This window comes from Brevundimonas sp. GW821-FHT12E07 (assembly GCF_058807035.1).
The window spans coordinates 33,834-58,790 of the sequence record NZ_JBXAQH010000001.1 but is presented as its reverse complement, the minus strand read 5'-3'; the positions used below and the strand labels follow the sequence as shown (position 1 = coordinate 58,790).

The 24,957-nt window shown below is 68.5% G+C and carries 22 protein-coding genes; 16 read left to right on the top strand and 6 right to left on the bottom strand.

The window, feature by feature from the left end:
- Position 1: 1 nt before the first annotated feature.
- Positions 2 to 1,150 (bottom strand): radical SAM family heme chaperone HemW, encoded by a 1,149-nt coding sequence (gene hemW, locus AC1ROD_RS00320; RefSeq protein WP_492946273.1) that lies wholly within the window; start codon positions 1,148 to 1,150, stop codon positions 2 to 4.
- A complete protein-coding gene (rdgB, locus tag AC1ROD_RS00315; protein ID WP_492946272.1) occupies positions 1,143 to 1,745 on the bottom strand; it encodes an RdgB/HAM1 family non-canonical purine NTP pyrophosphatase in 603 nt (200 codons plus the stop codon). Before rdgB ends, hemW begins: the two co-directional genes overlap by 8 nt.
- 627 nt (positions 1,746 to 2,372) lie before the next feature.
- Between rdgB and AC1ROD_RS00310 the strand changes: the two genes are divergently transcribed.
- From AC1ROD_RS00310 to AC1ROD_RS00300, 3 genes are read left to right on the top strand one after another with little or no spacing between them, the layout of a single operon-like run.
- Positions 2,373 to 2,906 carry a DUF2975 domain-containing protein gene (locus AC1ROD_RS00310; RefSeq protein ID WP_492946271.1) on the top strand — a complete coding sequence of 178 codons (534 nt, stop codon included), beginning with the start codon at positions 2,373 to 2,375 and terminating at the stop codon, positions 2,904 to 2,906.
- 16 nt (positions 2,907 to 2,922) lie between these two features.
- Positions 2,923 to 3,177 carry a helix-turn-helix domain-containing protein gene (locus tag AC1ROD_RS00305; RefSeq protein WP_492946270.1) on the top strand — a complete coding sequence of 85 codons (255 nt, stop codon included), beginning with the start codon at positions 2,923 to 2,925 and terminating at the stop codon, positions 3,175 to 3,177.
- Positions 3,178 to 3,180: 3 nt separating this feature from the next.
- On the top strand, positions 3,181 to 3,780 hold the full coding sequence (locus tag AC1ROD_RS00300) for a Smr/MutS family protein (protein ID WP_492946269.1): 600 nt from the start codon (positions 3,181 to 3,183) through the stop codon (positions 3,778 to 3,780).
- A 78-nt stretch (positions 3,781 to 3,858) separates the two neighbouring features.
- Here AC1ROD_RS00300 and AC1ROD_RS00295 read toward each other — a convergent pair whose 3' ends face one another.
- Complete coding sequence (locus AC1ROD_RS00295; RefSeq protein WP_492946268.1) at positions 3,859 to 6,003, bottom strand: M13 family metallopeptidase; 2,145 nt, start codon at positions 6,001 to 6,003, stop codon at positions 3,859 to 3,861.
- A 210-nt stretch (positions 6,004 to 6,213) separates the two neighbouring features.
- Here AC1ROD_RS00295 and AC1ROD_RS00290 point away from each other — a divergent pair, with 210 nt between their 5' ends.
- Together AC1ROD_RS00290 and AC1ROD_RS00285 are read left to right on the top strand one after the other, a co-directional pair.
- A complete protein-coding gene (locus AC1ROD_RS00290; protein WP_492946267.1) occupies positions 6,214 to 8,070 on the top strand; it encodes a cation:proton antiporter domain-containing protein in 1,857 nt (618 codons plus the stop codon).
- Positions 8,071 to 8,327: 257 nt separating this feature from the next.
- Positions 8,328 to 8,993: a TetR/AcrR family transcriptional regulator gene (locus AC1ROD_RS00285; RefSeq protein WP_492946266.1), complete on the top strand. Its 666-nt coding sequence runs from the start codon at positions 8,328 to 8,330 to the stop codon at positions 8,991 to 8,993.
- A gap of 171 nt (positions 8,994 to 9,164) precedes the next feature.
- Here the strand turns inward: AC1ROD_RS00285 and AC1ROD_RS00280 are convergent, their stop codons facing one another.
- Positions 9,165 to 10,286, bottom strand: a complete 1,122-nt coding sequence (locus AC1ROD_RS00280) for a Rieske 2Fe-2S domain-containing protein (protein ID WP_492946265.1) — start codon at positions 10,284 to 10,286, stop codon at positions 9,165 to 9,167.
- Positions 10,287 to 10,431: 145 nt separating this feature from the next.
- On the opposite strand from AC1ROD_RS00280, the gene AC1ROD_RS00275 reads away from it, so the two are divergent.
- The 3 genes from AC1ROD_RS00275 (at position 10,432) to AC1ROD_RS00265 (ending at position 14,329) form a co-directional block, all read left to right on the top strand.
- The gene (locus AC1ROD_RS00275) at positions 10,432 to 11,373 is read left to right on the top strand and encodes an alpha/beta fold hydrolase (protein ID WP_492946264.1); all 942 of its coding nucleotides are present in this window, start codon (positions 10,432 to 10,434) and stop codon (positions 11,371 to 11,373) included.
- Positions 11,374 to 11,380: 7 nt separating this feature from the next.
- Positions 11,381 to 12,007, top strand: a complete 627-nt coding sequence (locus AC1ROD_RS00270; protein WP_492946263.1) for a class I SAM-dependent DNA methyltransferase — start codon at positions 11,381 to 11,383, stop codon at positions 12,005 to 12,007.
- Positions 12,008 to 12,199: 192 nt separating this feature from the next.
- Complete coding sequence (locus AC1ROD_RS00265) at positions 12,200 to 14,329, top strand: transglycosylase domain-containing protein (RefSeq protein ID WP_492946262.1); 2,130 nt, start codon at positions 12,200 to 12,202, stop codon at positions 14,327 to 14,329.
- Here AC1ROD_RS00265 and AC1ROD_RS00260 read toward each other — a convergent pair.
- Positions 14,326 to 15,570, bottom strand: a complete 1,245-nt coding sequence (locus tag AC1ROD_RS00260; protein WP_492946261.1) for a YihY/virulence factor BrkB family protein — start codon at positions 15,568 to 15,570, stop codon at positions 14,326 to 14,328. The genes AC1ROD_RS00265 and AC1ROD_RS00260 overlap by 4 nt on opposite strands.
- An 84-nt stretch (positions 15,571 to 15,654) precedes the next feature.
- On the opposite strand from AC1ROD_RS00260, the gene AC1ROD_RS00255 reads away from it, so the two are divergent.
- The 8 genes from AC1ROD_RS00255 to AC1ROD_RS00220 all read left to right on the top strand — a co-directional run bounded on the left by AC1ROD_RS00255 (position 15,655) and on the right by AC1ROD_RS00220 (position 23,190).
- Entirely contained in the window at positions 15,655 to 16,413 is a 759-nt protein-coding gene (locus AC1ROD_RS00255; protein ID WP_492946260.1) for an MOSC domain-containing protein, read from the top strand.
- A complete protein-coding gene (gene prmC / locus AC1ROD_RS00250) occupies positions 16,410 to 17,303 on the top strand; it encodes a peptide chain release factor N(5)-glutamine methyltransferase (protein WP_492946259.1) in 894 nt (297 codons plus the stop codon). The genes AC1ROD_RS00255 and prmC overlap by 4 nt, the downstream gene beginning before the upstream one ends.
- A gap of 59 nt (positions 17,304 to 17,362) precedes the next feature.
- The gene (locus tag AC1ROD_RS00245) at positions 17,363 to 17,647 is read left to right on the top strand and encodes a hypothetical protein (RefSeq protein WP_492946258.1); all 285 of its coding nucleotides are present in this window, start codon (positions 17,363 to 17,365) and stop codon (positions 17,645 to 17,647) included.
- Between the two features lie 339 nt (positions 17,648 to 17,986).
- Positions 17,987 to 18,973: a DUF4167 domain-containing protein gene (locus AC1ROD_RS00240; protein WP_492946257.1), complete on the top strand. Its 987-nt coding sequence runs from the start codon at positions 17,987 to 17,989 to the stop codon at positions 18,971 to 18,973.
- Positions 18,974 to 19,086: 113 nt separating this feature from the next.
- On the top strand, positions 19,087 to 20,454 hold the full coding sequence (locus AC1ROD_RS00235; protein WP_492946256.1) for a hybrid sensor histidine kinase/response regulator: 1,368 nt from the start codon (positions 19,087 to 19,089) through the stop codon (positions 20,452 to 20,454).
- Between the two features lie 66 nt (positions 20,455 to 20,520).
- Positions 20,521 to 21,195, top strand: a complete 675-nt coding sequence (locus AC1ROD_RS00230) for a DUF4893 domain-containing protein (RefSeq protein ID WP_492946255.1) — start codon at positions 20,521 to 20,523, stop codon at positions 21,193 to 21,195.
- 2 nt (positions 21,196 to 21,197) lie between these two features.
- A complete protein-coding gene (locus tag AC1ROD_RS00225; RefSeq protein WP_492946254.1) occupies positions 21,198 to 22,376 on the top strand; it encodes an FAD-dependent oxidoreductase in 1,179 nt (392 codons plus the stop codon).
- A 49-nt stretch (positions 22,377 to 22,425) separates the two neighbouring features.
- Positions 22,426 to 23,190 carry a DUF4893 domain-containing protein gene (locus AC1ROD_RS00220; protein ID WP_492946253.1) on the top strand — a complete coding sequence of 255 codons (765 nt, stop codon included), beginning with the start codon at positions 22,426 to 22,428 and terminating at the stop codon, positions 23,188 to 23,190.
- 18 nt (positions 23,191 to 23,208) lie between these two features.
- Here the strand turns inward: AC1ROD_RS00220 and AC1ROD_RS00215 are convergent, their stop codons facing one another.
- The gene (locus AC1ROD_RS00215; protein ID WP_492946252.1) at positions 23,209 to 24,846 is read right to left on the bottom strand and encodes a serine hydrolase; all 1,638 of its coding nucleotides are present in this window, start codon (positions 24,844 to 24,846) and stop codon (positions 23,209 to 23,211) included.
- Positions 24,847 to 24,957: the final 111 nt, after the last annotated feature.

Below are 24,957 nucleotides of genomic sequence, written 5' to 3'. Positions count from 1 at the left end.
TCTATGTCAGAAGCGCCTTCAACACCGCGTCGAGCACCGGCCGGCCGGCCTCGGTCGCGACGACCCTCCCGTTCGAAACCGTCAGGAAGCCGTCCTCGGCCAGCGCGGCGACGCGGTCGGCGATCCCGAGCGTCCCGAAGGTCGAGGCTTCGACGCCTTCGACGGTGCGCAGGCCCAGCAGAATCCGCTCCTCGGCGGCGCCTTCGGCGTCCAGCGCCTCGCGTTCGGCCCAGGGCGAGCCTTCCCCGACCCCCGCCATATAGTCCCCGATCCTGCGGTGGGCGACGGTGGCGGTGCGAAGGCCGTCCAACGTCAGCCGTCCATGGGCGCCGGGGCCGAGGCCCAGATAGTCGCCGCCGCGCCAGACATGCAGATTGTGCGCCGACCGGGCCGCCACGCCGCGCGCATGGTTGGACACCTCATAGGCCTCGAACCCGGCGATCCCGAGCACCGCCTGCGTGGTCTCATAGAGGGCGGCGGACAGGTCCTCGTCGGGTGGAGTCCAGTCGCCGCGTGCAAAGGCCCGGCCGAAGGCGGTCGTGGGCTCTATGGTCAGCTGATAGGGAGAGACGTGCTCGAACCCGAGATCGACGGCGGTGGTCAGCTCGGCGGTCCAGTCGGCGACCGACTGGTCCGGCCGGGCGTAGATCAGGTCGATCGACAGCCGGGCGAAGGCCTTGCCCGCGATCTCGATGGCCCGTCGGGCCTCGCCCGCGGAATGGTTTCGGCCGAGGAACCTCAGGGCGGCGTCGTCGAGCGACTGGACCCCCAGCGACAGCCGGTTGATCCCGGCGTCCGCCAGGGCGCGGAAGTGGGCCGCCTCGGCGTCCGTCGGATTGGCCTCGAGGGTAATCTCGACCGGATGCGCGGCCGGGAAGCGGGCGTGGATCGCCTCAATGACCGCCGCCACCGCCTCGGGCGGCATCAGCGAAGGTGTGCCGCCGCCGAAGAAGATCGAGGCCAGTCGTCGCTCGCCCACAAGCGCCGCCTGCGCCTCCAGATCGGTCAGGATCGCCGCGACCAGTCCGGCCTGCTCGTCCGTCTTCCCACGGTCGCGCACAACGTTGAAGTCGCAATAGGGGCAGATGCGGGCGCAGTAGGGCCAGTGGACATAGACGGCGACGTCCGAGCCCGGATCCAGATCAGTCAATCAGGGCGGCCTTGAGCTTGGCGAAGGCGCGGGCGCGGTGGCTCATGGCGTCCTTGGCCGCCGGCTCCATCTCGCCGAAGGTCTGGTCGAAGCCTTCGGGGACGAAGATGGGGTCATAGCCGAAGCCGCGCGTGCCCCGGGGTGGGAAGGTCAGTTCGCCGTGGACCTCGCCCTCGACGACGACGCAAGGGCCATCCGGCCAGGCGACGGCCAGGGCCGAGGTGAACCAGGCGCGGCGGTCGGTCGATCCGATCTCCTCAAGCCGTTCCTCCACCTTCTTCATGGCCAGGGCGAAATCCTTCCCCGGTCCGGCCCAGCGCGCGGAAAAAATACCCGGCGCCCCGTCCAGCGCCAGAACGGACATTCCGGAGTCATCCGCCAGCGAAACCTCGCCCGACAGCCGGGCCGCGTGGCGCGCCTTCAGCATGGCGTTGCCGCCAAAAGTGGTCTCGGTCTCGTCCGGCTCGGGCAGATTCAGCTCTCCCGCCGTGACAATCTCGTAATTTCCATCCAGCAAGGCCGCGATTTCGGGGACCTTTCCGGGGTTATGCGTGGCCGCGACGAGGCGCATCCCTTTGATAAGCTTGAGTTTCATCGCTCTTCACGAACCCCGTTACAATCCATTGCCAAAGTTTAATATCGTTAAACGATATGTAACGTGACCTTCCCCGTTGCAAGGCCTATCTATGTTCTCACGAACAGGGGCTGCACTGTTCCAGAGATTGACGGAAACGCACAATCTTTACCCCGCAGTCATAACCGAGGTGGCAATAAACGACCCCCTCAATCAGGAGAACCACGATGAACACGATGAACGCTTCGCTTTTCATGGACAAGGTCGGCAACGTGCTGGTCAACGCCGCTCTGCTCGCCGCCCTGCCGACCGCTCTGGTCGCCATCCTCGTCCAGGCCTTCTGAGACCGTCTACCGCGCCTTGCACCTCGATCGGTGCATGGATTTGACCATGGGGGTCAGCAATGACCCCCGGTTCACGGTAAAGACGTCCTGTGAGGCTTTGACGAGACCCATGAAGATCGCGATGAATAAGACCGCGACGGGGTTCGCCGGACCCCGCGCGGCATTCGCCTCCTTCCTTCCGGCCTGAGCGACACGGCCGATGCGTCTTCCGACCCTGGAAAATCTGAAAGGTCGGCTTCCCGCCAGGGGCTTCAGGCCCCGCTTCGGTCTTTCCTCTCTGTTTGCCCCCCTTCTTCGCGGCCCCTTGCGGACTCTCGGTCCCGGCTCGGTCGCCAGTCTTCTGAAGATCGCCCTCGACGTGGCCTATGTGCTGCTCATGCTGGTGACCGCAGGCCTGCTGATCGCCTTCGTCGCCGCCATCTTCATCCCCATCTCCAACTACAACGTCACCGTCACCGCCCATGACGGCGGGCTGCAACAGCCCCTCACCCAGCCGCTGCTGCTGTTCGGCCTCGGGGCCCTGACGGCCTGGGTCGGCGGCTTCCTGCTGATCCTGCGCAATCTGCGCCTCATCTTCCGCACCCTGACCGCGGGCGATCCCTTCCGGCCCGAGAATGTGCGCCGCCTGCGCGCCATCGGCTTGACCCTGGCCACGGTGACCGCCGGCGTCTGGGTCGCGCAAGGGATGGTCGCCGCCGGCCTCGTGCCCGGACAGATGGACCCCCAGGGGTTCGGTGAGCTATTGACCCCCATCTTCTCCGTCCTGGTCGTCTTCGTCCTCGCCGAGGTGTTCCGCGAGGGCGCCCGTCTGCGACGCGAGAGCGAACTGACGATCTGATCGAGCGCACATTCCCATGGCTATTCGCATTCAGCTCGACCGCATCCTGCTCGAACGGCGCATGTCGCTGACCGAGCTCGCCGACCGTGTAGGCGTGACCCTGGCCAATCTGTCGATCCTCAAGACCGGCAAGGCGCGGGCGATCCGCTTCACGACCCTGGACGCCCTGTGCCGCGAGCTGAACTGCCAGCCGGGCGACCTGCTCAGCCACGAGCCGGGCCCGCAGGAGATGAGCGCGGACGGCCCGGACGGCTTTGGCGGCGACGACTGACCCGTGGCCAAGGGGCCTCCCAAAAAGCCCGCGAAGGCCTCAGGGGATCTGACGGCCGAGGATCATCGCATCTGGGCCCGGGTCTCGGGCTCGGTCACGCCACCCCGGAGCCGAAAGGCCGCTTTGGTCATTCCCGGCGGCCCGCTGCCCGCCGATCCGCCCGCCAGCCTCGCCACCGCGACCACGCCGACGAAGCGGCCCGTCGCCGGAAAATCCGCCGGAAGGTCGTCCGCGAAGCCCGCGCCGACCCCCACCGCCGCGCCTCACGCCCCCCGGGGCGCGCCGGAAGAGCTGGAGCCGCGCCGTCAGCGCCGCCTGTCGCGCGAACGCGATCCGATCGAGGACCGCATCGACCTGCACGGCTTCAGCCGCTTCGAGGCCGAGGACCAGCTCAGGGCCTTTCTCATGGGCTGTCAGGCGCGCCGGCTGAAGTCGGTGCTGGTCATCACCGGGCAGGGCCGCAGAGGGGGCGGGATCATCCGCGCCTCGGTCCACGAATGGCTGCAGTCGCCGGGCCTTCGCCCCGTCGTCTCCGGCTTCGCCTCGGCCCACCGCCGTCACGGCGGCGACGGCGCGATCTACGTCACCCTGCGCAAGAGCTGAGGTCAAACGACCCCGCCCCAAACGAAAGGGCCGGAGCATCGCTGCTCCGGCCCTTCGCTTTCTGGACTGTCGCCCGTCTTACCAGATGTGAACCCGGTCGGCCGGGGTCAGATAGTATTTGGCGCCGGGCTGGACGTTGAAGGCTTCGTACCAGGCGTCCGAGTTGCGCAGCGGGCCGATGACGCGGAACATCGCCGGGCTGTGCGGGTCGGTGGCGACCTGCTGCTTGGCGGCTTCGTCGCGCATCTTCGACTGCCACACCTGGGCCCAGCCGTAGAAGAAGCGCTGGTCGCCGGTGGTGCCGTCCAGAACCGGGGCGGCCTGGCCGTTCAGCGAGATGTGATAGGCCTCCAGACCCACAGCCACGCCCGAGGCGTCGCCGATGTTCTCGCCCATCGTGAGCCCGCCCTGGACATGGTAGCCGGGCAGGGGTTCGAAGGCGTCGTACTGGGCGCCCAGACGCGTGGTCAGGGCCTGGAAGTTCGCCTTGTCGGCCGGGGTCCACCAGTCGCGCAGCACGCCGTCGCCGTCGGACTTGGAGCCCTGGTCGTCGAAGCCGTGGCCGATCTCGTGACCGATCACGCCACCGATGCCGCCGTAGTTGACGGCCGGGTCCGCGTCCGGATCGAAGAAGGGCGGCTGCAGGATGGCGGCCGGGAAGACGATCTCGTTGTTCGACGAGTTGTAGTAGGCGTTCACCGTCTGGGGCGTCATGCCCCACTCGGTCTTGTCGACCGGCTTGTTCAGGCGCTCCAGCTGGTAGTTCCACTGGAAGATGCCGGTGCGCTCGGCGTTGCCGAACAGGTCGTCGGAACGGATTTCCAGGGCCGAATAGTCACGCCACTTGTTCGGATAGCCGATCTTGACGGTGATCTTGGACAGCTTGTCCTGGGCCTGGGCCTTGGTGTCGGCGCCCATCCACGTCAGGTTGGCGATCCGGTCGGACAGGGCCGAACGGATGTTCGAGACCAGCTGCTCCATCTTGGCCTTGGACTCGGCCGGGAAGTATTCGGCGACGTAGAGACGGCCCGTGGCCTCGCCCAGGGTGCCCTCGGCGAAGGAGATGCCGCGCTTCTCACGGCTGCGCTGCTCGGGCTGGCCCGACAGGTCGCGCGAACGGAACTCCCACTGGGCGTCGGCGAAGCGGCGCGACAGACGCGGCGCGGCGTCGTCGGCGGTGTGGAAGGCTTCCCACGCCTGCAGCAGCTCGACCGGGGTCTGGGCGAAGATGGCCGCGATCTTGGGCATGGCCGTGTTCTGCGACACGATCAGGCGCGGCGCCGAACCCAGCTGGGCGGCGTCGAAATAGGCCTGCCAGGGGAAGCCCGGGGCTTCCTCGGCCAGTTTGGCGATGGTGTATTCGTTATAGGTCTTGTCGCGATTGCGGTTCTCGATCGGGGTCCAGTGGGTCTCGGCGATCGAGGTCTCCAGGGCGACGATGGCGGCCGCGTTCTCGGCGGGCTTGTCCCAGCCGATCATGGTCAGCATGCGCTCGACATAGGCCTGATACTTGACCTTCTTGTCGGCGTAGCGCGGGTCCAGATAGTAGTCGCGGTTCGGCAGGCCGATGCCGCCCTGGCCGGCGGCGACGACGTAGCGGTCGGGCGCCTTGGCGTCGATGGTGATGCCGGTGCGGAAGAAGGAGCTGCCGAGGCGGCCCTGGGTGCCGCCCATCAGCACGGCCATCTTGTCACGGCTGTCGGCGGCGCGGATGGCGGCCAGATAGGGCTGCAGCGGCTGGGCGTCGAGCGCCTCGATGCGGGCCTCGTCCATATAGGCGCGGTAGGCGTCGGCGATCTTGGCCTCGTCCGTGCCGGGCGTCAGGTCAGTGCGGGCCGCCAGACCCAGGACCAGTTCCTTCATCCGGTTGTCAGACAGTTCGCGCAGCAGGGCGAACGAGCCGTAGGAGGTGCGGTCCGACGGGATGACCAGCGACTTCAGCGCGGTCCCGTTGGCGTATTCCATGAAGTCGTCGCCCGGGTTCACCGTGGTGTCGCGGCCGGCGAGGTCGAAGCCCCAGGTTCCGTACTTGGGCGCCACCGTGCCCTGATAGCCCGAGCCGGTCGGACCCGCCTGGAACAGGGCGACCATGGTGCAGCCGTCGTCGAGGCACTCATGCTCGTCGGACTGGGCGCTGAACAGGCCGGCGTCGACCGTCTGGGCGAAGGAGACGGCGGGCACGAGCAGGGCGCCGAGGGCGGCGCCGAGGAGAAGCTTCTTCATGTAGGAAATCAGTCCTGAAAGGTCGGCGATTTTCGTCGAATTGAGCGGCGGATGAGGCCATGCGCGGCCGAAGCCAATATGGCGGTTCGGCGGCGAACCTACGCCGGACCGGGGGGGTGTCGCCTTAAAAAAGATTCATGAATCTCCGCGACGGGATGGCGCCGGAGCCGCGTTGAGACAAGATTGTCCCCATAGCGAATTGGGGGACGAATGGCGGGTCACGGCGGCGGCGGCGAATACAAGGATCTGGTCGTCTTCCTGGCGGCGGCGGGCGTGGTGGTGCCCCTGTTCAGCCGACTGAAGATCAGTCCGGTGCTCGGCTTTCTGGCCGCCGGCGTCATTCTGGGTCCGCACGGCCTAGGTCAGCTGACCGCCGTCCTGCCCTGGCTGTCCTGGTTCACCATCAGCGACCCGGCCCAGATCGCCCAGCTCAGCGAACTGGGCGTCGCCTTCCTTCTGTTCATGATCGGTCTGGAGCTGTCGTGGGAGCGGCTCAAGGCGATGCGTCGCCTCGTCTTCGGGTTCGGCCTGCTTCAGGTTCTGGTCTGCGCCGTGGTGCTGGCGGGCGGCTTCCTGTTGCTGGGCCAGTCGCTGGCCGCCGCCGCCGTGCTCGGCATGGGGCTGGCCCTGTCCTCGACCGCGGTGGTCATGCCGGTGATGGCCGAGAACGGGCGGCTGAAGGGAGCGACCGGCCGGTCGACCTTCGCGGTTCTGCTGGCCCAGGATCTGGCCGTGGCGCCGATCCTGATCACCGCCTCCTTCCTGGCCGCCGCCGCCCATCCGGGCGGCCTGCTGCAGCCCGACCAGATCGGCCGCACCCTTTTCACCCTGGCGCCCGCCGCGCTCGGCCTGGGTCTGATCGTGGTCCTGGGCCGGGTCGTGCTCAGACCCCTGTTCCGCTCGGTGGCCCGCACCCGCAAGCGGTCGCATGGCGGGCAGGAGCTGTTCGTCGCCCTGTGTCTGCTGGTCGTGGTCGGGACCGGGGTCGCGGCCCAGGCGGCCGGTCTGTCGATGAGCATCGGCGCCCTGATCGCCGGCCTGCTGATCGCCGAGACGGAGTACCGGCGCGAGGTCGAGGTGAATATCGAGCCGTTCAAGGGCCTGCTGCTCGGCGTCTTCTTCGTCGGGGTCGGCATCGGGCTGGACCTGAACGTCCTCGCCGCCGATCCGGTCTTCGTCTTCAGCCTGGCCATCGCCATGACCGCCCTGAAGGCGGGGGTCATCTATGGTCTCGCCCGTCTGTGGAAGCTGGGCGCCCGCACTGCGATCGAAACCGCCCTGGTCCTGGGGCCGGCGGGGGAGTTCGCCTTCGTCGTCCTGAACACCGCCATGAGCGAGGGTCTGGCCCCGCCCGCCTTCACCCAGGCCGTGCTGGTCTCCGCCACCCTGTCGATGTTCACCGTGCCCCTGATGGCCTGGCTGGGCGTGAAGCTGGCCCGCAGGCTGGAGCCGCGTGACGTCGAGACGCCGGCCGTGCCGAGCGAGGCCCTCAACCCGGTCGTGCGCGAGGGCGCCGTCCTGATCGTCGGCTTCGGCCGGGTCGGGCGGCTGGTCGGCGAGATGCTGGCCGAACACAAGGTGCCATTCATCGCCGTGGACGCCGATCCGACCGCCGTATCCGAGGGCCGGCGCGAGGGGTTCGACATCTATTACGGCGACGCCGGTCGCGCCGAGATGCTGACCGCCTGCGGCATCGACAGCGCCCGCGCCCTGGTCGTGACCATGGATGCGCCGTCCAAGGTGGACGAGGTGGTGATCGCCGCCCGGGCCCTTCGCGACGATATGACCCTGATCGCCCGGGCGCGCGACGACCGCCACGCCGCGCGTCTCTACGGCCTCGGCGTGACCGACGCGGTGCCGGAGACGACGGAGGCCAGTCTGCAGCTGGCCGAGAACACCCTGGTCGACGTCGGGGTGCCGATGGGGCTGGTGCTCGCGTCTATCCACGAAAAGCGCGACGTTTTCCGCGCCGTCTTCCAGGCGGCGATTCCGGCCGAACGACGTGGCCGGGCGACCCGCGCCCTTCGTGGTTCTAGCGTTCGGAAACCGCTGGAAAATAAAGCGTGACCGTTCGCGACGGAATGTCGGGATAACGGCGTTTACCCCGGGTGGCGCTTCCCCGGCGTCACGCCGCGTGGAACGGCCCCGTTAATATTTGGACCCCATTTTCGTCATCGTTCCGTGATGAAGACCCCCGTTCTCGGGGCAGCGTCTTTCGAAGACCGGTGATTTTCGCCATCTGGCGGCGCTGGAATTTGCAGTCGTCCCCTTCTCCCCATCGTCCCGGCGGTCCCCCCGCCGTCGGGTTTGAGTAAAGCATCTCCATGTCCCAAACCGCCGCGATCGCCGACGCCCCTTCCCCCGATGACGTCGCCGGATCCGAAGCTCCCCGCATGAACCGCCGTCAGGCCGCCAAGGTCCGCACCCGTCAGAAGGTGCTGGACGCCGCCCGCGGCCTCTTCGCCGAGCGGGGCTATGAGCCCGCCACCATCCGCGACATCGCCAAGGGCGCGGGCATGTCCACCGGCGCCGTCTTCGCCAACTTCCAGGACAAGGCCGAGCTGTTCGAAGCCGTCCTGACCGAAGACATGACCAAACTGGCCGACACGGTGAAGGCCGGCGCCGGCGAGGGTTCGGTCAAGGCCCGTCTGGCCGCCGCCCTGACCGCCGGCTACCACGGCTCGCTGGACCAGCTGCCGCTGTTCCAGGCCATCGTCGCCCGTTCGTGGTTCCAGCCGCTGGCCGCTGAGACGCGCGCCCGCGCCGTGACCAAGCAACTGCTGGCCGTCATCACCCAGATCCTGCGTGACGGCGTCGGCAAGGGCGAGCTGTCGCAGGACGCCGACGTGCCGCTGCTGACCGAGCTGCTGTGGGACGCCTATCTGTCGAACTACCGCCGCGCGGCCTACGACAGCTGGACCGAAGAACAACTGTCGGCCCACGTCGCCAAGCAGATCGACGTGATCCTCGCGGGCGCCCTGACGCGCTAATATCCTCCCCGGGCGTAGCCCGGGGAGGGGGACCGCCCGCCGCCTGGCGGGTGGTGGAGGGGGTTCTTCCTTGTTTTCTTTGGCAGGGCCGGAGTCCGGTTCCGCCGAGAACCCCCTCCACCCCGGCGCAAGCGCGCCGCGGTCCCCCTCCCCACTTCGTGGTGAGGATATCTAGCTCTTCCACCTCAGCACCCCGGCCTTGACCGGGTTGACGAAGCCGCGTCCCTCGACGCGGCTTTTCGTCCATTCCCGCTTGAGCTGCTGGTACCATTTCGCCTGTTTGTCGGCGTCGTCGATCCAGATCAGGGCCGGGTCGTAGCGCAGCCCCTCGTTCTGCAGGTTCACCATCCCGCCGTCCTGTTTCAGGAAGGCGACGACGCCCATCCGCAAGAAGGGTTTGGCGATGTTGAACACCCAGTGGTCGGACCAGAAGATCTGGGTGATCCGGGTCTTCGTGTCCGTCACCGGCGTCAGACAGGTCAGGGCCAGGACCTGTTTCTCACCGACCTGGATATGCTCCCAGCGATAGCCGGGCAGGCGGAAACTGATCTCCGTGGCGGGGGCCCCGCCGAGGATCTTGTAGGCCCGGGAGTTCGAGGACGGGGCGTGGCGCACCATGGCGAAGCCGAACTCGCGCGGTTCGAAGGCCTTGGCCTTTTCGTGCATCGAATGCTCGGACCGCCACCACCACTGCTGATGCACGAAGGGCCCGTGGGCTGGGTCCATCAGGCCGACGACGGCGTGGTCGATATGGCTGTCGAAATCCATCCATTCGACCAGTTTCGCCTCGCCGCCGACGACGCCGGGGAAGACCGGCGGCGCATGGTCGGGCGCCTCTTCCGAGCGCGGATCCGAGCGCATGAAGACGAAGACCAGTCCCTGGCTCTCGACCACCGGATAGGAGCGGACGCGGATGCGGCTGGCCTCGAAGGCCTGATCCTCGACCAGCGACGGAATGGCGGCGCAGACCCCGTTGGGACGGAAGCGCCAGCCGTGATAGGGGCATTCGATGGTCTCGCCCTCGCCGGGCTTGTCGACCATACGCCCGGCCGAAAGCGGCGCGGCCCGGTGCGGACAGATGTCGCGCATGCCGTAGACAGCGCCGGCATTGGTGCGGCCGATCAGCACCGGCTCGCCCATGATCTCGTACCGCTTGAGCGATCCTTTCGCCACATCGCGCGCCAGGGCCACGAAATACCAGGCGTCCAGCACGAACCCCTTGCCGAAGGCGGTCGGCGGAGCTTTCGCTTCAGGGGCGTTGGAAGAGACGGGGGCGGAGTCGGCGGAGGGCATTCGGTCATTCTAGGCGTCCACGCCCGCGACGTCATCACGCAGGATTTTTTCCAACGCCCCGCTTCCGCCCGCATCCAATCGTCCCCACTGTGACGACAAGGGATCAGAAGCGCGGGCGAACGGCCCGCTCCGGAGGGACGCCACAATGAACACCCAGCTGTTGACCGGACTGGTCGCCGCCGTCGGTCTGATGATCAATTTCGGCGCGGTGGGCCTCGCCTCCGCCCAGGACGGCCACACCGGCCACGCCGAACACCATCGCCACGCCGACTTCGCCTCGGACCGGCTGCATGTCCGTATCGACGGTGAAGCGGGCGGCCGCGACATCATCCTGATCCCGGGTCTCAGCTCCTCGCCCGAGGTCTGGGACGGGACGGTCGAACATCTCGGCGCCGGCTGGCGCGTCCACCGCATTCATATCCAGGGCTTCGCCGGGGCGCCGGTCGAGGGCAACGCGACGGGCCCGGTCGCCGCTCCGGTCGCCGAGGAAATCGCCCGCTACATCACCGAGAACCATCTGGATCACCCGGTGGTGGTCGGTCACTCCATGGGCGGGACCATCGGCATGATGCTGGCTGCGCGTTACCCCGATCTGGTCGGCAAGCTGATGGTCGTGGACATGGTGCCCTTCATGGGGGCGATGTTCGGCCCTCCGGGAGCCACGGCCGAAAGCATCGCGGCGACCGCCGACATGATCGGCAACGGCATGGCCACGGCCAGCCCCGCCGACTATCAGGCCCGCGCCGCCGCCTCGGTCACCGGCATGATCAATACGGAATCCAAGCGCGCCGGCCCGCTGCACGACACCGCGACCAGCGACCAGCAGGTCTCGGCCCATTCGTTCCGCGAGCTGATCGCCACCGACCTGCGCCCGGAGATCGGCAAGATCACCGCTCCGACCGAGGTCCTCTATGCGAAGTTCAACGACGCCCGCATGACGCCCGAGATGACCGACGGCATCTATCGCGCCTCCTTCGCCAACCTGCCGGGCGCGAAACTGGTGCGCATCGACGACAGCGCCCACTTCATCATGCTGGACCAGCCCGAGGCCTTCTATTCGGCGCTGGACGCGTTCGTCGCCCAATAGGAAAGCGATGACCCATCCCTCGGCCAGTCGGATCATCGGCCTCTATTCCGACAAGGCCGGGGACTGGATCGCCGACCGGGGGCGGACGCTGGGCCGCTACGCCCCCGACCATCTGTCGGAGGCCGGCTGGTTCGAACGGTTCATGGCCGCGCTGCCGCCCGGCGGGACGGTGCTGGACGTCGGCTGCGGCGCCGGCTGGCCGGTGGCGGCGGCCCTGATCGAGCGGGGGTTCAGGGTCACCGGCGTCGATCCGTCGCCGGGCCTTCTGGCCCATGCGGCCGAGACCCTGCCCCAGGGCGAATGGCTGGCGGGCGACATGCGAACGCTCGACCTCGGAGACCGCCGCTTCGACGGCCTTCTGGCCTGGCACAGCCTGTTCCACCTCAGCCCCGCCGACCAGAGGATCGCTCTGCCGCGCATCCTCTCCCACGCCGCCGACGTCTGCGTCTTCATGACCTCCAGCGGTCCGCACGAGGGCGAAATCGTCGGCGACTGGCGCGGCGAACCCCTCTACCACGGCAGCCTCTCGCCCGAGGAATACCGCACCCTCTTCGCGGCCCACGGCTTCACACCCGACCCGATCGATCCGGCCGAGCAGGACGAGTACGGATTCGTCTGGGTGGCGCGGCGGTAGGGGCCCTGCACCCCTCCTGCACCCCCGCCTCACCGATCGTTAACCGCTCCGCCCTGATTTCACCGGAAACAAGCCTCACGTTCCCGTGACATCTTCACCGCCTGTTCACCACGCGGGCTGTTTTGATGAGCGACGTGTGGGATAGCGCCGGATCGGGTAGAACCCTTCCGCAGCGGGACTTTGAGGAACTTCATGGCCGGTCCAGGTTTCGGCAGACAGGGTGGCCATTCGGGTGGCCGTCCGACGGGTAACGGCGGCGGCGCGAAGCCGCAGCGGACCCGTCTGCAGCAGTTCCTCTACTGGGGCGGCGTCCTGGCCATCTGGGGGGTCATCTTCCTGGTGGTCTTCTTCGCCGTCTTCGCGCGCGGCCTGCCGGACACCTCCAGCCTCTACAATGTCTCGCGCCAGCCCTCGATCACCTATCTGGACCGCAACGGCGCCCTGATCGCCACGCGCGGGACGCAACAGGCGCCGCCGGCCGATCTCGACAGCCTGCCCGACTATGTGCCCGCCGCCTTCATCGCCATCGAGGACCGCCGCTTCTGGTGGCACCCGGGCTTCGACCCCATCGGCATGATGCGGGCCGCCGCGCGCAACATGCGCGCTGGCCGCGTCGTCCAGGGCGGCTCGACCCTGACCCAGCAGCTGGCCAAGAACCTGTTCCTGACCCCCGACCAGAACATGCGCCGCAAGGTGCAGGAGCTGATGCTGGCCGTCTGGCTGGAGATGAAATTCTCCAAGAAGGAGATCCTCGCCCTCTATCTGAACCGGGTCTATTTCGGCGCCGGCGCCTATGGGATCGAGGCGGCCTCGCAGCGCTATTTCGACAAGCCTGCCAAGGATTTGACGGTCGGCGAGGCCGCGCTTCTGGCTGGCCTTCTGAAGGCCCCCTCGCGCTATTCGCCGGTGTCCGAACATGAACGCGCCGCCACCCGCGCCACGGTCGTCCTGAACCAGATGGTCGACACCGGGGTGATCACCCCGGCCCAGCGCGAACAGGCGGTGCTCGAGCCCGTGCGCGTCTCGCGGACCCTGGCCAGCCAGCACGCCCAGTATTTCATCGACTGGCTCGACAAGCAGATCCGCGGCCTGGTCGGCGAACCGACCGAGGACATGGTCGTGGAGACCACGCTCGATCTGACGCTCCAGACTTCCGCCGAGCGCGCCGTCAACCGCATCCTGACCCGCGACGCCTCCAAGGGCGTGCAGCAGGCGGCGCTGGTGGCGCTCGACGGCGACGGCCGGGTCCGCGCCATGATCGGCGGCTCGTCCTACGCCGACAGCCAGTTCAACCGCGCCGTCGACGCCCAGCGTCAGGCCGGCTCCTCGTGGAAGCCCTTCGTCTATCTGGCGGCCATGGAGGCCGGCTATACGCCCCAGACCCCGGTGGTCGACGAGCCGATCACCATCGGCACCTGGTCGCCCAAGAACTATTCCGGGACCTTCGGCGGACCGACCACCATCGCCGACGCCGTGGCCCATTCGACCAATACGATCGCGGCCTCGGTCGCCGACAAGATCGGCCGTGACAGCGTCTCGCGCGCCGCCCGCCGTCTGGGCATCACCAGCCGGATCAGCCTCGACCCGGCCATGGCGCTGGGCACCTCCGAGGTCTCGCCCATCGAGATGGCCCAGGCCTATGACGCCTTTGCCAACGGCGGCCGCCGGGTTCAGGCCTATGGCATCAGCCGCATCCGCACCCCTTCGGGCCGGGTCATCTATCAGCACTCGAATTCCGGCGCGATCGGCGGTCAGGCGATCAACAATCCGCCGCTCTACTATATGAACCAGCTGCTGCGCGGCGTGATGACCGGTGGGACGGGGGCCTCTGCCTCCATCCCCGGCCGCGATCTGGCGGGCAAGACCGGCACCACCTCGGACTACAAGGACGCCTGGTTCGTCGGTTACACCGGCGGCTTCGTCGCCGCCGTCTGGGTCGGCAAGGACGATGCGACGCCGATGCGCGGCGTGACCGGCGGCGGCTCCCCGGCCGCCATCTGGAAGGACTTCATGTCCGCCGCCCTGCCGCGCCTGAATGCGCCCTCGATCCCCAACGGCCCGCCCATGCCCGAGGGCTGGGTCCCGCCCGATCCGGTCGGCGACCTGATCGGCCAGGTCGAGGACCCCTATGGCGGCACGGTCGTGGCTCCGGTCGATCCGAACGCGGGCGAGCCCTACGACGGCCAGCAGCCGACAGCGCCGCGCGTCGAGGTTCGGCCCGCCCCGGCTCCGGCCCAGGCCCCCAGGCCGCGCCGTGAGGACACGCCCCAGAAGCTCGAGACCCTGCCGCCCGAGAAGCGTTCGGACCCGCTGTTCTTCTAGCGCTTCGTCTTCGCCTTCTTCTTCATCAGCCGGTCGGCGACGGCCTCGGCGTGTTTCAGGGTGAAGTCGAGCGCCGCGGGCGATCCCCGCCTCGGTCCGATGGTGTCGGCGACCAAAGCCCCGCGTTCACCCAGCGGACGCGGGGCTCCGGTGGTGGTGTCGATGGCCGTCTGGTGCTCGATCTCGGCGTTGACCTCGGCGCCCATCAGGATGATCTGCACCGAGAACCAGATCCACAGCAGAAAGCCCATGAAGGCCGCCAGCGGGCCGTAGCTGTCCAGTCGCACGAAGTTGGACAGGTACCAGCTGAAGACGAAGGACACGATCACGCTGAGCACCGCCGCGAAGATCGCCCCCGGCGTCAGCCAGCGCCAGCGGGCCTTCTGCCGGCAGGGCCCGAAGCGGTAGATCGCCGTCAGGGCGGCGACATAGCCGACGAACAACACCGGCCAGCGCAGCAGGGCCAGAAGGCCGAAATCCTCCTCCAGCCCGAATACGGAGAGCACGATCGGCGCCCCGACCACCAGACCCGCCGAAAGCAGAACCGCCGTCAGCCCCGACAGGGTGAAGGCCATGCAGATCAGGTTGTAGTGGACCAGATTGCGCTTCTCGACCTCATGATAGGCGACGTTCAGCCCATAGAAGAGGGTCTTGATCCCGCCGTTGGCCGTCCACAGAGACAGCAGAAGGGTCCAGACCAGGGTGAAGGTCAGCTGGCCGGATGAGTTCTCGGCCAGCCGCTGCATTTCGCCGCCCAGGAACTGGGCCACGTTCGAGGGCAGGACCGAATAGAGGAACTGCAGCCGGCTCCAGGCGTCGGCCGGATCGGCGAACAGGCCGTACAGGGTCACGAAGGCCGCCAGCGTCGGGAACAGGGACAGGACCAGGAAGAAGGTCACCCCGCCGGCGAAGAAGCCGACCCGGTCGCCGAAATAGGCCGCACCAACACGCCAGGCGATGTCCATCCAGCCCTTGTGCGGAATGTGTTCGGGCCTCTGGGCCAGACGACCCCGGCCGGGATCGCGGGCGTCGTAATCCTCGGGCGTCGGCGGTTTGGGCGGCAGGATCTCGGGACGCTTCGGCCTCAGTTCCACGCCGTATTTGTGCCCCTGGGTGTAGAGCAGGTGCGCCGCCCCGGCGCCGGCCGCCAAACCGCCCGCGACCGCCGCCACGAACCGCCAGACCGAAGCCTGGCTCCCGACCCGGGTCAGTTTGAACGGGAGCTTGGGAGAGGGCGCCATCGACGGCTAACGGCGAAGCTGTCGCCCCGTTCCCGCCTTTACCCTGCTCTTGCCGCAACCGTGTTCGTCCGGCACTCATTGGCCATGTCTTCCGTCGCCGCCCTCTACCGCCATCCGGTCAAGGGGTTCACGCCCGAGCCCCTGATCGAGGCCGTGCTGCCGACCGGCGGCTGGTTTCCCGGCGACCGGATGTGGGCGGTGGAGAATGGCCCCTCGGACTATGACCCCTCGGCCCCCAAACAGATCCCCAAACAGAGGTTCACCGTCCTGATGCGTCAGGCGATCCTGGCCAAGGTCCGCACCCGCTGGGACGAGGCGGCCAATGTCCTGACCGCCGAGATCGATGGCGACCACCTCTCTGTCCGCCTCGACGAGCCCGGCGACCGCGCCGCCTTCGAGAGCCGGCTGGCCGATTTTCTCGGCGAGGAGGCGATAGGGCCGCTCAAGCTGATCGACGCCGGCCCCGATCACCGCTTCATGGATTCGTCGAAGGGCCGGGTCTCGATCCTGAACCTCAACAGCGTCCGCGATCTTGAAAAGCGCTGGGGCCAGACCCTGGATCCCCTGCGCTTTCGCGCCAATGTCTGGGTCGAGGGCTGGGCGCCATGGGTCGAGAACGACTGGGCCGGCGAGGTGCTGACCATCGGCGAAACCACCCTGCGCGGGGCCAAGCCCATCGTCCGCTGCGCCGCCACCGAGGTCGATCCCGAGACCGGCGAACGCGACCTCGCGGTCGTCCGCGCGTTGTTCGAGACCTACGGCCATATGCTGTGCGGACTCTATGTCTCGATCGAGCAGGGGGGTCGCATCGCGCTCGGCGATCCGGTAGCGAGACCCGCATGACCGACACGACCTCTTCCCCCACGCTCGTCTCCGCCTGGAAGGCCGCCCAGGCCCGGCTCAAGGCCGCGCGTATCGACAGCCCCTCCATCGACGCCCGCCTGCTGCTGGAGGCCGCCGCCGGGGCCAGCCGGATGGATATCCTGACCGACCCCTATCGCGCCGTCAGCGCCGACCAGCTGGCTGCGCTGGACGGCTTCGTCGAGCGTCGGCTGAAGCGCGAGCCGGTGTCGCGCATCCTCGGCCGCAAGGGCTTCTGGAAGATCATGCTGAACGTCACCCCCGACGTGCTCAGCCCGCGCCCGGACACCGAGACCATCCTCGACATCGCCATGCTGGCCCACGCCCCGCATGAGGCCTTCACCGTCGCCGACCTCGGCACCGGTTCCGGCGCCATCCTGCTGGCCATCCTGTCGGAGCGTCCGGCGGCCAAGGGCGTCGGCACCGACATCTCCTTCGAGGCCCTGGCCGTGGCGCGCGAGAATGCGACCAACCTCGACCTCGACGGCCGCGCCACCTTCCTGAGGACCGAGTGGGCGGCGGGCTTCGCCGACCACAGCTTCGATCTCGTGGTCTCCAACCCGCCCTATATCCCGTCGGACGACATTCCCGGCCTCGACCCCGAGGTGCGCGAGCACGATCCGATCCTGGCGCTGGACGGCGGACTGGACGGCCTCGTCGCCTATCGCGAACTGGCCCCCGAGATCCGGCGTATCCTGAAAGACGGCGGCGTCTTCGCCGTCGAGATCGGCTGGGACCAGGGCGAGGCGGTCAAGGCCCTGTTCGTCGAGGCGGGCTTCGAGAACGTCATCGTGGTCAAGGACCTTGGCGACCGCCACCGCGTCGTCACCAACGGTCCGGACCCGCGCACCAACCCGATTCCGCAGGGCTGAGCGCCATGGCGGGCCGGCTGCTCACGCGGGAAGAGTTTCAGGCCTGTTCCGAGTCGCCGATGCGTGACGTCATCGATGATTCCGGCCCGGTCATCGACATCTGGCCCTATGTCGAGGCGCTGGACCTCGATGCGCTCGGTCTGCCGGGACTGAACGAGGTCCACTATGTCTATCGCGACGCCCGTGGCCAGTTCGACCAGGTCCTGATCGGAACGGGCCGGTACAACACTCTTCTGGTCATCGTGGTGGACCTGCAGGCGTCAGCGGTCCACGGCCATCATCTGCTGGACCTGAACGCGGAGTTCGGGGTGAGCGGCGGCCATTTGAGCCCTGTCGAGACCTGAGGTCCGGCTATGCGATAAAGCCTCCTCTTCGTCCGGCGACGGGGAGGCGAACAAACCCCTTGGAAAACAGCCGGACGCGCGCTAAGTCAGGGGCTGTCTCCCACCCAAACCGCACGCCTTGGCCGCCTATCCGGTTCAGTCACGCGCGCTCGGGGCATGTGACGGTCGGGCCGGAAAGCCCGGCGGACCACGGGGCGACGACGGATTTCCGACCATATCGTTTTTTGGGGATTGGCCCCGAACGAAGCGGAACGACGAAACGGACAGGTCCAGGACGCGCATCGCGATCCGGCTGTCCTCTCGAAAGCACGGTAGCGTCTCATGAGAGATTTCAAGGGCATGAAGCGTCAACGCGGACGCAACAGAAAGCCCGGCGGCGGTCAGTCGAACGCCAACAACGCCAATCCGAACCGGTCCTGGGACTCCCAGGGCCCGGAGAACATCAAGGTCCGCGGCAACGCCCAGACGGTCTATGAGCGCTATCTGCAGCTCGGCCGCGACGCGACGGCCTCGGGCGACCGGGTGCTGGCGGAGAACTATCTCCAGCACGCCGAACACTATTTCCGCGTCCTGCGCGCCCTGCAGCCGGCCCGTCCGGTGTCGGAGATCGCCGCGCGCGAACTGTCCAACCAGGGCTTCGACATCGATTTCGAGGACGAGACCGGGGCCCAGGCCGCCGCCTTCCTCGCCGCGCAACAGGCCGCCGATCGCGCCGCCCAGCAGGCCAATGAGCCTCGTGAAAACGATCAGCCTCGGGAGCAGAATCAGAACCGCGACCGCGACCAGAACCGCGGCGAAGGCGGCCAGCAGCGCGAATGGCGTGACCGCGACAACAACAAGGATCGCGATCAGAACCGCGACCGTGACAACAATCGCGACCGCGACCAGCAGCAACCCCGCGCCGAAGGCGAAGAGGGCGGTCCGCGCCGCGAGACCCGCCGTGAACGCTGGGAGCGCCGTCGTGAGGAGCGCAACCGCCGCTTTGAGGCCGAGGGCGGCGTGGGCGAGGCGCCCGACAACGCCCCCTATGACGCCGGCGCCGATTCCGCCGCCGACGCCCAGACGGAATCGCCCGCCGAAGCCCTGACGGGAACGCCCTACGAGCCCGCCGCCGATGACGCCCCCAAGGCCCAGCGTCCGCGTCGCGCCCGCATGCCGCGCGAAGGCGACGGCGACGACGCCCCGGCGGCCCTGCCGGGCTTCCTGACCCGGTCGTCGGCCCCCGCCGCCGAGAAAGCCGCCGAGCCCGCCGCTGCGGATGACGGAGAGGCCGCACCGAAGAAGCGCGCGCCTCGCCGCAAGGCCGAAACCGCGACCGAAGAGTAATCCCGACCCCGGACCGTTCGCGGCTCCGGGGTTTCTTCGGCCTCGGAATACAACCTGTGGTTTTACCATAATGCAATCTATGGCCGTCATCCTTGCGCCAAGGAGGACGTGCGATGGAACTCATTCTGATGCTGCTGGCCCTGGCCGCCTCGGGCGCCTGGGCGGGGGTGAGGCTGGCCTTGAAGGCGCGGGCGGAGGCGCGACGGCTTTCGGCGCTCAACGCGACGATCAGGGAACAGGCGGCGGCCGACGCCCACGCTCTGGCCGAGGCCAGACAGGCCGTCGCGGACGGCGCCCGCCGTCTGGCTGACGCCGAGGCGGCGCGGGCGGATTTTCTCACCGGCCTGTCTCACGAACTGCGCACCCCGCTGAACGCGGTCATCGGCTTTGCGGAGCTGATGCGGATGAACGTTCAGGCCGAACCCATGACCCGGCGTCAGTCCCAGGCCGTCGACCATATCCTCGCCTCGGGCCAGCACCTGCTCGGCCTGATCGAGGAGGTGCTCGAACTGGCCCGCATCGAATCCGGCAAGGTGTCGATGTCGATCGAGGCGGTGGATCCGCATCTGGTCGCGCGCCAGGTCTGCGACAGCCTGAGGCCCCAGGCCGAAGCCGCCGGCATCGCCCTGACCCCGCCGCCGCCGACCGCCGGCTTCGGCGTGGTCGCCGACCGGACCCGGTTGCGTCAGGTGCTGCTCAACCTCGTGTCCAACGCCATCAAATACAATCGCCCGGGCGGCGCGGTCTTCCTGCAACTGCACCAGACGTCCGAGGGGGTGGCCCTGGCCGTCCACGACACCGGCCTTGGCATTCCCGAGGCGCGGATGACCGACCTGTTCCAGCCCTTCAACCGTCACGGCCGCGAGATCCCGGATGCCTCCGGGACCGGCATCGGCCTGGCCGTCTCGCGCCGTCTGGCCGAGGCCATGAGGGGCAGGCTCGAGGCGGTCAGCCGCGAGGGCGAGGGGTCGATCTTCACCCTCAGCCTGCCGCTGGCCCGGTCGCTGGCGCCGGCTGTCGTCGCCTCTCCCATTCCAGCGCTGGAGACGCCCGTGATGCCGGGCGGCGGCGCGGCGACCCTGCTCTATGTCGAGGACAATCCGTCCAACATCGCCCTGATGCGGCATGTCATCGCGGCTCTGGGCGGCATTCGTCTGCATGTCGCCGAGACGGGGCACGAGGGGCTGGCCCTGGCCCGCGATCTGAGGCCCGACGTCATCATCCTCGACATCAACCTGCCGGGTCTGGACGGGTTCGAACTGAAGGCGAGGCTCGACGCCGATCCCCTGACGCGGGGCCTGCCCGTGCTGGCCCTGTCGGCCAGCGCCATGCCCGGCGACATCAGGCGCGGTCGGGCGGCGGGCTTCCGCGACTATCTGACCAAGCCGCTCGACATTCCGGTTCTGGCCCGGGCGTTGAATCGCGCCCTGATGGAAACTTTGTCGGAGGCGGGGGGCCGGAACGCGGCGGAAGCTGCGTAACAGCTTGACGGGGCGGGCTGCGAGCGCTCTGAAGGCCTCGCGTCTGTCGTAGCTCCAGGGTCGTCCATGCGTCTCGTCGTTCTCGCCGGTTTCGCCGCCTCACTGGTCCTGTCGGCCTGCGCCGCGGGCGCGCCCCCGCCGCCGCCACCCCCGCCGAACCAGCCCGCCTACCCGGCTCCGCCGGCCGGCCCGACGGGCGCCGCCCTGATGGACTGGCGCGGCGTCATCACCGCCACCGACCGCGACCGCTATCAGCGCCGCGACGCCGCCTGGTCCCTGGCCCTCCAGCAGGCGCGCCGCCAGACCGGCTCCGGCGACCTGACCGGTCTCGGCGATCTGATCGATCCTCGCGCCGCCTTCGCCCCCGTTGTTCCGCCCGTCGGCGACTATCGCTGCCGCACCGTCAAACTGGGCTCACAGGGCGGCGAGGACGGCCTCGGCTATGTCGTCTACGGCTGGTTCGCCTGCCGCATCGAACAGACGCCGCGCGGCCTGAAATTCTCCAAGCTGACCGGCTCCCAGCGGCCCTCGGGCCTGCTCTTCCCCGAGACCGACCGGCATATGGTCTTCCTCGGCTCCGTGGCCCTGGCCGCAGAGCCCCCGGCCAACACCTATGGCCGCCGCCCCGACCGCGACGTCGTCGCCACGCTTGAGCGGATCGGCGACCGCCGCTGGCGGCTGGTCATCCCCTGGCCACAGAACGAATCCAACCTCGACCTGATCGAGCTGGTTCCCGCCTGAACTTGACCCGATCCGTCGCCGTCGCCGGGGCCGGACCCACCGGCCTCGCCGCCGCCCTGATGCTGGCGCGTCAGGGCCGCCACGTCGTCGTGTACGAGCGGTTCGAGCAAGCCCGCCCGGTCGGCGCCGGCTTCATGCTTCAGACCACGGGGCTGCACGTCCTCGACCGCCTCGGCCTGACGGCCGATGTCGAACGCCATGCCCAGCCCCTGACCCACATCTTCGGGCGCGAGGCCCGGCGGGGACGCGTCGTCCTCGACATCCGCTACGACGACCTCAAGGCGCCGCGCGCGTCTCTGGGGGTGCATCGCGCGACCCTTTTCCACGTCCTGCACACCGCCTGTCTGGCCGAGGGGGTGATCTTCGAAACCGGGCGGGAGATCGTCGCCGCCTCCGACGGCCGGCTGATCGGCGCCGGCGGCTGGACCAGCGCGGCCTTCGACCTGATCGTCGACGCCACCGGCGCCCGTTCGCCTATCGCCAAAGCTCTGGGCGCCCGGCGTCAGGAACTGGGCTGGTCGGGCCTGTGGGGCACGGTCCCCTGGCCGGGCGGCGGCTTCGACGAAGGGGCGCTGGAACAGGTCTATCGCGGCGCCTCCAGGATGATCGGCGTCCTGCCCTGCGGCGGCCTGCCTGATGATCCCGACCAACGCCTCGCCACCTTCTTCTGGAGCCTCAAGGGCGACGACCATCCGGCCTGGCGCGCGGCGGGCCTCGAGGCGTGGAAGGCCGAAATCCTGACCCTCTGGCCTGAGGTCGCGCCGGTGCTGGACGCCATTGTCGATCCCGACGCCATGACCCTGGCCCGCTATGGCCATCACACCCTGATGCGGCCCGTCGCCGACCGGCTGGCGGTGCTCGGCGACGCGGCCCATTCGACCAGTCCGCAGCTGGGGCAGGGGGTCAATATGGGCCTGCTCGACGCCCTGGCCCTCGCCGACGCGCTGGAGACCCAACCGGACCTGTCCGACGCGCTGGACGCCTATGCCGCCGCCCGGCGCTGGCATGTGCGCCTCTATCAGGCCCTGTCGATGGTCTTTACCCCCTTCTATCAGGCCGACGGCGCCGTCCTGCCGTGGATCCGCGACCACATCCTCGGCAAGGTCGCCCGCCTGCCCTTTGCCCCGCGTCTGCTGGCCGCGACCGTCTCCGGATTGCTTCTGGATCCCAGAGGACGGTGAACCCCACGCGCGCGAGGTCGTTCGTCTCCCTCTGATCGAAGGAGCGTCCATGACCGCCCGTCCTCTCGCCGCCGCCCTCCTGCTCGTCGCCGCGGCCTGCAGCCAGAACCCGGCGCCCTCGACCGAAGACCCCCAGACCACGCCCCAGGACGGGGTCACCCCGCCCGCCTCTGCGCCCCATGATCCCGCCGCCGGCGAGCCCCTGAGCGGACCGACGCCCCCGGCCGTGGATCCTGCGCCCGCCGTCGCGTCATCGGCGCCCGGCGCCCAGGGTGGCAGTTCGGACTGGCGTCAGGTCGCCAGAACTGCCGACGCCTCGGCTCTCGGCCGTCTGGATCAGGCCTGGCGGCTCGGCCGCGCCGAGGCCGAGGACAAGGGCTTCGCCGATCAGGTCGAGGCGCTCGGCCCCCTCGTCGATCCCAACGCCGCCCTTAACGGCCGCCTGCAGCCCCCGCCCGGAAACTACCGCTGCCGCACGATCAAACTGGGGTCGCGCGACGAGAAGGGCCCGGCCTTCGTGTCCTACCCCAACTTCCGCTGCACGGTGGAGCTGACCCCCGGCGGCGACCTGATCCTGACCAAGACCACAGGCTCGCAGCGCTCGCGCGGCCTCCTCTATCCCCATTCGGACAATCAGCTGGTCTTCCTCGGCGCCCAGGCCTGGGGCGACGAGACGACGTATCCGACCTATGGCCAGACCCGCGAGCGCGACCAGATCGGCGTCCTCGAACGCCTCGGCCCGCAGCGCTGGCGTCTGGTCATTCCCTGGCCGAAACAGGAGGCCAAGCTGGAGATCCTCGAACTGACGCAGTGAGGGATCAGACCCCCACGATCAGACCTTTGTCAGCCTAAGGTCTTGATAGTCGTACGAGAAATCGGCGTCCGGGCTCAGGGCCTTCATCGTCGCCGTGGTCGGGCGGCCGTTCTCCAGGGCGAAGGTGACCAGCAGGTCCTCCTCGCGCTTGTCGAGGAAACGGGTGCGCATCGTCTCCCCGTCATAGGGCTCGACCGGCCCCTTCAGGGTCGGGGTGTGGGTGAAGGCCATCCAGAGCGCGTCGTCCTTCACCTCAAGCGTGATGTCGCCGTACCAGGGATCGCGCCAGGTCCCGGCATAGGCCTCCAGCGGCAGGGAAGGCTTGGTCCCCGCGGCCTGACGGGCGTCGATGTCGGCGGCAGCCTTGATCGCCTTGGGCTCGGCTTCGGCGGCGAGACGCACCGAGTCGGCGATCCAGTCGAACGAACCGCCCTTTTCCATACAGATGTCGGCGATGCCCGAGCGCAGGGCGCGCAGAAGCTGGCCCTCTTCGGCATTGGAGAAGACCGAGAAGCCGACGTTGCGCCCCGGGATCATCACCGTCGCCGAGATGCCGCCCGGCGAACCACCGCCGTGGCTGATATAGCGTTCGCCGCGATAGTCCTGCACCTGATGGCCCATGGCGTAGGTCGAGGCGATGGCCCGGCCCGGCATGGCCGCCGTCGGGCCTTCCGAACTGCCGACGATGATGTTGGGCTTCCACATCTCCTTCGCCGCCGCTTCCGAGAACAGGCGCGTCCCGTCCGGCAGTTTGCCCATCGACAGGCGGACATTGATCCATTTGGCCCAGTCGACCGGATTGGTGCAGATGCCGCCCGCCGCCGCTGCCGAATCCCAGTTCCACACTTCGGCGATCGACTCCGCGATCAGGGTCATCGGACCGTGGGTCCGCAGCGGCGGCCCCACCCGGGCGTGGGGCAGGGCCGACTTCGACGGGTCCGCCAGGGTCGCCATCGGCACGGTCTCGCTCATGCCGACACGGTCGAAAATCCGGGTCTGGATGAACTGCTCCCAGCGCATCCCGGAAACCTTCTCCAGCACCGCGCCCGCGACCACGAACATGAGGTTGCAGTAGTGATAATTCGCGCGGAACCCGTCCTCGATCGGCACGAAGGCGGCCTGACGCACGACCTCGTCGCGGGTCCGGTCGCTGTTGGGCCAGAACAGCAGATCCCCGGCGCCCAGGCCGAAGCCGGCGCGGTGGCTGAGCGTGTCGCGCACCGTGATGTGCTCGCCGATATAGGGGTCCGACAGGGCGAAGTCGGGCAGATAGGTCTTGACCGGCTCGTCCCATTTCACCTTGCCCTCGTCGACCATGATGGCCAGGGCGGCGGCGGTGACGTTCTTGGTGTTGGAGGCGATGGCGAACAGGGTGTGTTCGTCGACAGTCCGGGCCTCGCCCATCTTGCGGACGCCGTATCCGCGCGCCAGCACCGTCTGGCCGTCCTTGACCACGGCGATGGAGATCGCCGGCTGATCCGGGAAGGCCGCCATGGCCCGCTTCACCCAGGCGTCGACGGCGTCGGCCAGCGCAGCGGCGGCGCCGGGCGCTGCGGTCGCCGTCTGGCTCCAGGCCAGGTTCGGGGCCGCCGCCAGGCCGGCCATGCCCAGACCTGCGGACGAAAGCGCCTGACGACGCGACAGACGGATGGACATGGGGAAAGCTCCGGCGAAACCTGAACGGCGACGCTACCCGCCGATTCAGACGGACGCCAGCACAGCGCCGCTCAAAGCTTCCTGACACCGGTGTCTTTTCAGCGCCGCAAC

Excerpts from the sequence above, each read along its gene's own strand:
- rdgB (WP_492946272.1), bottom strand. The coding sequence starts at position 1,745 with ATGAAACTCAAGCTTATCAAAGGGATGCGCCTCGTCGCGGCCACGCAT.
- AC1ROD_RS00305 (WP_492946270.1), top strand. The coding sequence starts at position 2,923 with ATGGCTATTCGCATTCAGCTCGACCGCATCCTGCTCGAACGGCGCATG.
- AC1ROD_RS00295 (WP_492946268.1), bottom strand. The coding sequence starts at position 6,003 with ATGAAGAAGCTTCTCCTCGGCGCCGCCCTCGGCGCCCTGCTCGTGCCC.
- AC1ROD_RS00290 (WP_492946267.1), top strand. The coding sequence starts at position 6,214 with ATGGCGGGTCACGGCGGCGGCGGCGAATACAAGGATCTGGTCGTCTTC.
- AC1ROD_RS00285 (WP_492946266.1), top strand. The coding sequence starts at position 8,328 with ATGTCCCAAACCGCCGCGATCGCCGACGCCCCTTCCCCCGATGACGTC.
- AC1ROD_RS00280 (WP_492946265.1), bottom strand. The coding sequence starts at position 10,286 with ATGCCCTCCGCCGACTCCGCCCCCGTCTCTTCCAACGCCCCTGAAGCG.
- AC1ROD_RS00275 (WP_492946264.1), top strand. The coding sequence starts at position 10,432 with ATGAACACCCAGCTGTTGACCGGACTGGTCGCCGCCGTCGGTCTGATG.
- AC1ROD_RS00270 (WP_492946263.1), top strand. The coding sequence starts at position 11,381 with ATGACCCATCCCTCGGCCAGTCGGATCATCGGCCTCTATTCCGACAAG.
- AC1ROD_RS00265 (WP_492946262.1), top strand. The coding sequence starts at position 12,200 with ATGGCCGGTCCAGGTTTCGGCAGACAGGGTGGCCATTCGGGTGGCCGT.
- AC1ROD_RS00260 (WP_492946261.1), bottom strand. The coding sequence starts at position 15,570 with ATGGCGCCCTCTCCCAAGCTCCCGTTCAAACTGACCCGGGTCGGGAGC.
- AC1ROD_RS00255 (WP_492946260.1), top strand. The coding sequence starts at position 15,655 with ATGTCTTCCGTCGCCGCCCTCTACCGCCATCCGGTCAAGGGGTTCACG.
- prmC (WP_492946259.1), top strand. The coding sequence starts at position 16,410 with ATGACCGACACGACCTCTTCCCCCACGCTCGTCTCCGCCTGGAAGGCC.
- AC1ROD_RS00245 (WP_492946258.1), top strand. The coding sequence starts at position 17,363 with ATGCGTGACGTCATCGATGATTCCGGCCCGGTCATCGACATCTGGCCC.
- AC1ROD_RS00240 (WP_492946257.1), top strand. The coding sequence starts at position 17,987 with ATGAAGCGTCAACGCGGACGCAACAGAAAGCCCGGCGGCGGTCAGTCG.
- AC1ROD_RS00235 (WP_492946256.1), top strand. The coding sequence starts at position 19,087 with ATGGAACTCATTCTGATGCTGCTGGCCCTGGCCGCCTCGGGCGCCTGG.
- AC1ROD_RS00230 (WP_492946255.1), top strand. The coding sequence starts at position 20,521 with ATGCGTCTCGTCGTTCTCGCCGGTTTCGCCGCCTCACTGGTCCTGTCG.
- AC1ROD_RS00220 (WP_492946253.1), top strand. The coding sequence starts at position 22,426 with ATGACCGCCCGTCCTCTCGCCGCCGCCCTCCTGCTCGTCGCCGCGGCC.
- AC1ROD_RS00215 (WP_492946252.1), bottom strand. The coding sequence starts at position 24,846 with ATGTCCATCCGTCTGTCGCGTCGTCAGGCGCTTTCGTCCGCAGGTCTG.